Genomic DNA, 5,428 nt, shown 5'->3' on the forward strand with positions numbered 1-5,428 from the left:
CCTGACCGGCCAGTTCCTGTGCGCCCGGCGCGCGGTGCCGCTGATCAAGGCGGCGGGCGGCGGTTCGATCGTCTCGATGTCGTCGGCCGCCGGCCGCCATGGCTACGCCTTCCGCACACCCTATTCGGCGGCCAAGTTCGGTGTCATCGGTTTCACGCAAAGCTTGGCCAAAGAGCTCGGGCCGCACGCCATCAGGGTCAACGCCATCCTGCCCGGCATCATCGAGGGCCCCCGCATCGAAGGTGTTATCTCGGCGCGCGCCAAGCAGGTCGGTATCAGCCACGAGGAGATGACCGGGCGCTATCTGCAGAACATCTCGCTGCGTCGCATGACCAGCCCCTATGATGTCGCGTCGATGGTCGCCTTCCTGCTCTCCGATGCGGGGATCAACATTTCCGGCCAGTCGCTCGGCGTCGACGGCAACGTCGAAACACTTTGAGGAACAAACCATGGCCAATGTCGCGATCGTCGGAAGCGGGTTCATCGGGCGGGCCTGGGCGATCAGCTTCGCCCGCGCCGGCCATGACGTGCGGATGTGGGACCAGTCGCCCACTGCCCCAGGTGGAGCCCGCGACTACATTGCCGGCGTGCTCGGCGATCTCGCCCAGAACGATCTTCTGCGGGGACAGCAAGCCGGTGAGGTTCTTGACCGTATCTCCGTTGTCGCCGAGCTTGAAGAGGCGTTGGCAGGTGCCGTGCATATCCAGGAGAACACGCCCGAGAATCTCGAGGTGAAGCGCAAGGTGTTCTCCTTGATCGACACGCTTGCCGATCCGCGAACAGTCATCGCCAGTTCCACCTCGGCGCTGTTGCCGTCGAAATTCACCGACCATCTGCAAGGGCGGCAGCGCTGCCTGGTCGTGCATCCGATCAACCCGCCCTATCTCATTCCGGCGGCCGAAATCGTGCCGGCGCCGTGGACCTCGGCCGAGACGGTCGAGAGAACCCGCGCCTTCCTCGTCGACGCCGGCCACGCGCCACTGGTCATGCAGCACGAGCTTGACGGCTTCATCATGAATCGCCTGCAAGGCGCATTGCTTGAGGAAGCTTTCCGGCTTGTCGCCGATGGCTACGCCAGTGTCGAGGATGTCGACGTCGGCATCCGCGACGGGCTGGCGCTGCGCTGGTCGTTCATGGGGCCGTTCGAGACCATCGATCTCAATGCACCCGGCGGCGTGCGCGACTATGTCGAGCGCTATCAGGGCATCTATTCCAACATCTTTCCCCAGACGCAGCGGCGCGTCGACTGGGCCGGCAAGGTCATCGATACAGTCGAGGCTGATCGCCGCAAGCGACTGCCACAGCAAAGCCTAGGCGACCGGCAGGTGTGGCGTGACCGCCGGCTCATGGCGCTCGCCGCCCACAAGAGAAAATCGGATCAGGAGTTTGGAGAATGACGCAAACCAGTCGCAAGCCGGGACCTGCACAGACCAGGGGCAAGGTCATCATCACCTGCGCGGTGACGGGCGCCATCCACACGCCGACCATGTCGCCCTATCTGCCGATCACGCCCGACCAGATCGCTTCGGAGGCGATCGCGGCGGCGGAAGCCGGTGCCGCGATCCTGCATCTGCATGCCCGCGATCCGGAAACCGGCAAGCCCGACCAAACGCCGGAGGCCTTCGCCCGCTTCCTGCCGCGCGTCAAGCAAGGCACCAACGCCGCCATCAACATCACCACCGGTGGCAGCCCCTACATGAAGGTCGAGGAGCGCGTGCGCCCGGCCGCCCAGTTCAAGCCGGAAGTCGCCTCGCTCAACATGGGCTCGATCAATTTCGGGCTCTATCACCTGGCCGACAAATACGAGACCTTCAAGTTCGATTGGGAAAAGCCGCATCTGGAAGCGACGCGCGACCTCGTCTTCCGCAACTCATTCAAGGACATCGAGTACATTCTGGCGACCTGCTACGACAACGGCACGCGCTTCGAGTTCGAGTGCTACGACATCGCCCATCTGTACAACCTTTCCCACTTCGCCGACCGTGGGCTGGTGAAGCCGCCTTTCTTCGTGCAGTCGGTGTTCGGGCTGCTCGGCGGCATCGGCACGCATCCAGAAGACGTCGCCCATATGAAGCGCACTGCCGACCGGCTGTTTGGCGACCAGTTCCGGTGGTCGGTGCTGGGCGCCGGCGCCAGCCAACTGCGCATCGCCGCGCAATCGGCGGCCCTTGGCGGCAACATCCGCGTCGGGCTGGAGGACAGTCTGTGGGCGGGCAAGGGCAAGCTTGCCAAATCGAACGCCGAGCAGGTCTTGCTGGCCCGCAAGATCATCGAAGGACTCGGCATGGAGGTGGCGACGCCCGACGAGGCACGCGAAATCCTGTCATTGAAAGGCGGGGACAAGGTCGCTTTCTGAGGCGGCCCGAGCAATCGCCGCGAGACGCAAAACGGAGGAGGACGGCATGAAGATCGAAGTCGTGGTGGACGTGAAGACCACACTGGGCGAAGGACCGCTGTGGGACGTCGAACAGGAACGACTCTACTGGATCGACAGCTTCGACGGGCGCGTGTTTCGGGCGACCGCCGACGGGCGCGAGATCCGGTCATGGGACGTGCCGATGAAGATCGGCTCAATGGCGCTGCGCAAGGACGGCGGCGGCGCTGTCGTCTCGCTGCAGCGCGGCTTCCATCTGCTCGATTTCGCCACCGGCGAGGTGACGCTGATCCACGATCCCGAGCCGGACAAGCCGATGAACCGGCTCAACGACGGCAAGGTCGACCGGCGCGGCCGTTTCTTCGCCGGCTCCATGGATACGATGGAAGAGGGGCCGTCCGGCGGTCTCTACAGGCTCGATCCGGATTTTTCCGTCACCCGGATCGATTCCGGCATCATCTGCTCCAACGGTCCATGCTGGAGCCCCGACGACCGCACCTTCTATTTCGCCGATACCTGGACCGGCGAGATATGGGCCTACGACTACGATATCGCCACCGGTGCCGCCACCAACAGGCGTACCTTCGTGCGCGTCGACACCAGCCGAGGCGGTGCGGCGGACGGCTCGACCGTCGATGCCGAGGGCTATCTCTGGAATGCGCTGGTCTATGACGGAAGGCTGGTGCGCTACGCGCCCGATGGCAGCATCGATCGCATCATCGACATGCCGGTCAAGAAGATCACCAGCGTCATGTTCGGCGGACCGAAGCTCGACACCCTCTACGTCACCTCGATGGCCAAGCCGCCGCTGCCGCGTTTTCCCGGCGACGGCGTTTTGCGCGGCAGCCTGTTCGCCATATCAGGCCTTGGCGTTAGGGGCGTTGCGGAACCGCGCTTCGGCGGCTGACGCCAGGCAAGCGAAGCGCCGGTAAAATACGCAGATCAGGCCTTGGCGCAGGAATTCGGGCAAGTCTGGCAATTGATGCCGAACGTGTGCATATACAGGCATACATATATCCATGCAGAGGGGTTTCCGTTAGGCTGAGCGCCCCGCGTCAAACGGGAGCATCGATTGCCAGGATTTGCGGAAAGCGTGATGCAGGGGCCGCGAACCGTGGCCGAACAGGTCGCCAATGTCCTGCGCGAAGCGATTGCCAGTGGCACCATCAAGGCGGGCACTTCGCTGCGCCAGGACGAATTGGCCGAGCAGTTTGGCTTCAGCCGCATGCCAATTCGTGACGCCCTTCGCCAATTGGAAGCCGAAGGCATTGTTTCCATCCATCCGACAAAAGGCGCGCAGGTCGCCCGGATGGACAGCGCCGAGATCAGTGAAATCTATGCACTGCGCGAATTGCTCGAATGCGAGGCGTTGCGGCTTTCGCTTCCCAATCTCGCCGGTGACAGGCTCGACGAGGCGGAACAGGTTCTCGATCAGATCGACGCGGAGCGCAATGTCGGCCGATGGGGCGCGCTGAACCGTGCCTTTCATCTGGCTCTCTACGATGCCTGCGGCAACAATCGATTGCTGGCCTTAATCGAGGCGCACCACAATGCCGCCGATCGCTACGTCCGCATCCTGCTGTCGAACCTGGACTATCGCAGCCGCTCGCAGACGGAGCACCGCGATCTGCTGGCCGCCTGCCGGCGGCGCGACGGCGACAGGGCCATAGGCATTCTGAGGCAGCATCTTCGCGAGGGAAGCGAGACGCTGGTCAGCGCGATCAGGGAAGATGGCCTGTCGCGAAAATCCTGACGACATGGCTTGAGTTGCCTCTGCGCACGATCACTGCCACATATTGCAACATCGCTACTCGATCCGAGGATCATCATGTCCCCCGACAGCAGCCTGCCGGCGCGCGCCCTTGCTCCACGTCGCCACGAAGAGATCCTGCGGCGGCTGGGCGCCCAGGGGTCTGTCAGTGTCGCCGAACTGGCCGGGTTCTTCGATGTCTCGCGCGAAACCATCCGCCGTGATTTGAAGCTGCTGTCGGATAAGGGACGGCTCGGCATCGTCCATGGCGGCGCCGCCCGCTTCGAGCCGAGCGAACCGGCAATGAGCTTGCGCAGCCACGAAAATGCCGGAGGCAAGGCCGCGATCGGCAGGCTGGCCGCCGGTCTTGTAAAGGACGGCATGGTGGTGTTCCTCGATTCCGGCACCACCACATTGGCCATCGCACAAGCCATGGCCGACCTGCGCGATCTCACCATCTGCACGGCGAGCCTGAAGATCGCGCTTCTGCTGTGCCACGTCTCAGGCATGCGCGTGCATGTGCTGGGTGGCGAAGTCGATCCGGGCGAGGAAGCGGCCTCGGGAATCGACATGCTCGAAGCCATGTCGCGCTTTCGCGTCGACATCGCGTTCCTCGGTGGTGGCGCGCTGTCGCCCGACGGCGAGGTGACCGATTTCACCCGCGCCGGCGCCGAACAGCGCAGCCGCATGATCGCGCTTGCCGCCAAAACCTACTTCGTTCTCGACAGCAGCAAGTTCGCAAAGCTGACGCCGCTCAGGATTCCGAATTTTCAACGCGCCGCCGGCGTGATCGTCGACGCGAAACCGCAGGCTGACATCGCTGAAGCGCTTGCGCGCAAAGGGCCTGAGCTGATGATTGCCTCTTTGATGTGATATTTTGTGGTATTTTGTGTTGATATTTGGAATTCGGCTGCTATGATCCAACCGGTGTCAAAACGGCAGGATGTCCCATGGCAAACGAATTCCCTACGCAAGCGCGCGTCGTCATCGTCGGCGGCGGTATCATTGGCTGCTCGGTCGCCTATCATCTGACGAAGCTCGGTTGGACCGATGTCGTGCTGCTCGAACAGGGGCAACTCAGCGGTGGCACCACCTGGCACGCCGCAGGGCTTGTCGGCCAGTTGCGCAGTCATTCCAACATGACCAGCCTGATCAAATACTCCACGCAGCTCTATGGCGAGCTGGAGGCCGAGACCGGGCTCGCCACCGGTTGGAAGAATTGTGGCTCGCTGTCGGTGGCGCGGACCGCCGACCGCATGACGGTGCTGAAGCGCACGGCCGCATCGGCTCGCGCCCAAGGCGTC

General features: G+C 63.3%; 7 protein-coding genes. All 7 read left to right on the forward strand.

Going from position 1 to position 5,428, the window contains the following annotated elements; translation table 11 throughout:
* A partial coding sequence (locus tag EN884_RS24140; RefSeq protein ID WP_128360773.1) for an SDR family oxidoreductase occupies positions 1–439 on the forward strand: 439 nt, incomplete at its 5' end.
* 10 nt (positions 440–449) lie between these two features.
* A complete protein-coding gene (locus EN884_RS24145) occupies positions 450–1,397 on the forward strand; it encodes a 3-hydroxyacyl-CoA dehydrogenase (RefSeq protein ID WP_063167526.1) in 948 nt (315 codons plus the stop codon).
* A complete protein-coding gene (locus tag EN884_RS24150) occupies positions 1,394–2,356 on the forward strand; it encodes a 3-keto-5-aminohexanoate cleavage protein (RefSeq protein ID WP_063167527.1) in 963 nt (320 codons plus the stop codon). The genes EN884_RS24145 and EN884_RS24150 overlap by 4 nt, the downstream gene beginning before the upstream one ends.
* Before the next feature lie 46 nt (positions 2,357–2,402).
* Complete coding sequence (locus EN884_RS24155; protein WP_013533046.1) at positions 2,403–3,281, forward strand: SMP-30/gluconolactonase/LRE family protein; 879 nt, start codon at positions 2,403–2,405, stop codon at positions 3,279–3,281.
* Positions 3,282–3,470: 189 nt separating this feature from the next.
* Entirely contained in the window at positions 3,471–4,127 is a 657-nt protein-coding gene (locus tag EN884_RS24160; RefSeq protein WP_063167528.1) for a GntR family transcriptional regulator, read from the forward strand.
* A 75-nt stretch (positions 4,128–4,202) separates the two neighbouring features.
* Positions 4,203–4,997 carry a DeoR/GlpR family DNA-binding transcription regulator gene (locus EN884_RS24165; protein WP_063167529.1) on the forward strand — a complete coding sequence of 265 codons (795 nt, stop codon included), beginning with the start codon at positions 4,203–4,205 and terminating at the stop codon, positions 4,995–4,997.
* A 77-nt stretch (positions 4,998–5,074) separates the two neighbouring features.
* The coding region (locus EN884_RS24170) for an FAD-dependent oxidoreductase (RefSeq protein ID WP_164895128.1) at positions 5,075–5,428 on the forward strand (354 nt) is incomplete at its 3' end.

It is taken from the genome of Mesorhizobium sp. M7A.F.Ca.AU.001.01.1.1, assembly GCF_004022735.1.
Lineage (GTDB): Bacteria > Pseudomonadota > Alphaproteobacteria > Rhizobiales > Rhizobiaceae > Mesorhizobium > Mesorhizobium ciceri.

Coding starts and splice junctions, on each gene's coding strand:
- EN884_RS24145 (WP_063167526.1), top strand. CDS start 450: ATGGCCAATGTCGCGATCGTCGGAAGCGGGTTCATCGGGCGGGCCTGG.
- EN884_RS24165 (WP_063167529.1), top strand. CDS start 4,203: ATGTCCCCCGACAGCAGCCTGCCGGCGCGCGCCCTTGCTCCACGTCGC.
- EN884_RS24155 (WP_013533046.1), top strand. CDS start 2,403: ATGAAGATCGAAGTCGTGGTGGACGTGAAGACCACACTGGGCGAAGGA.
- EN884_RS24160 (WP_063167528.1), top strand. CDS start 3,471: ATGCAGGGGCCGCGAACCGTGGCCGAACAGGTCGCCAATGTCCTGCGC.
- EN884_RS24150 (WP_063167527.1), top strand. CDS start 1,394: ATGACGCAAACCAGTCGCAAGCCGGGACCTGCACAGACCAGGGGCAAG.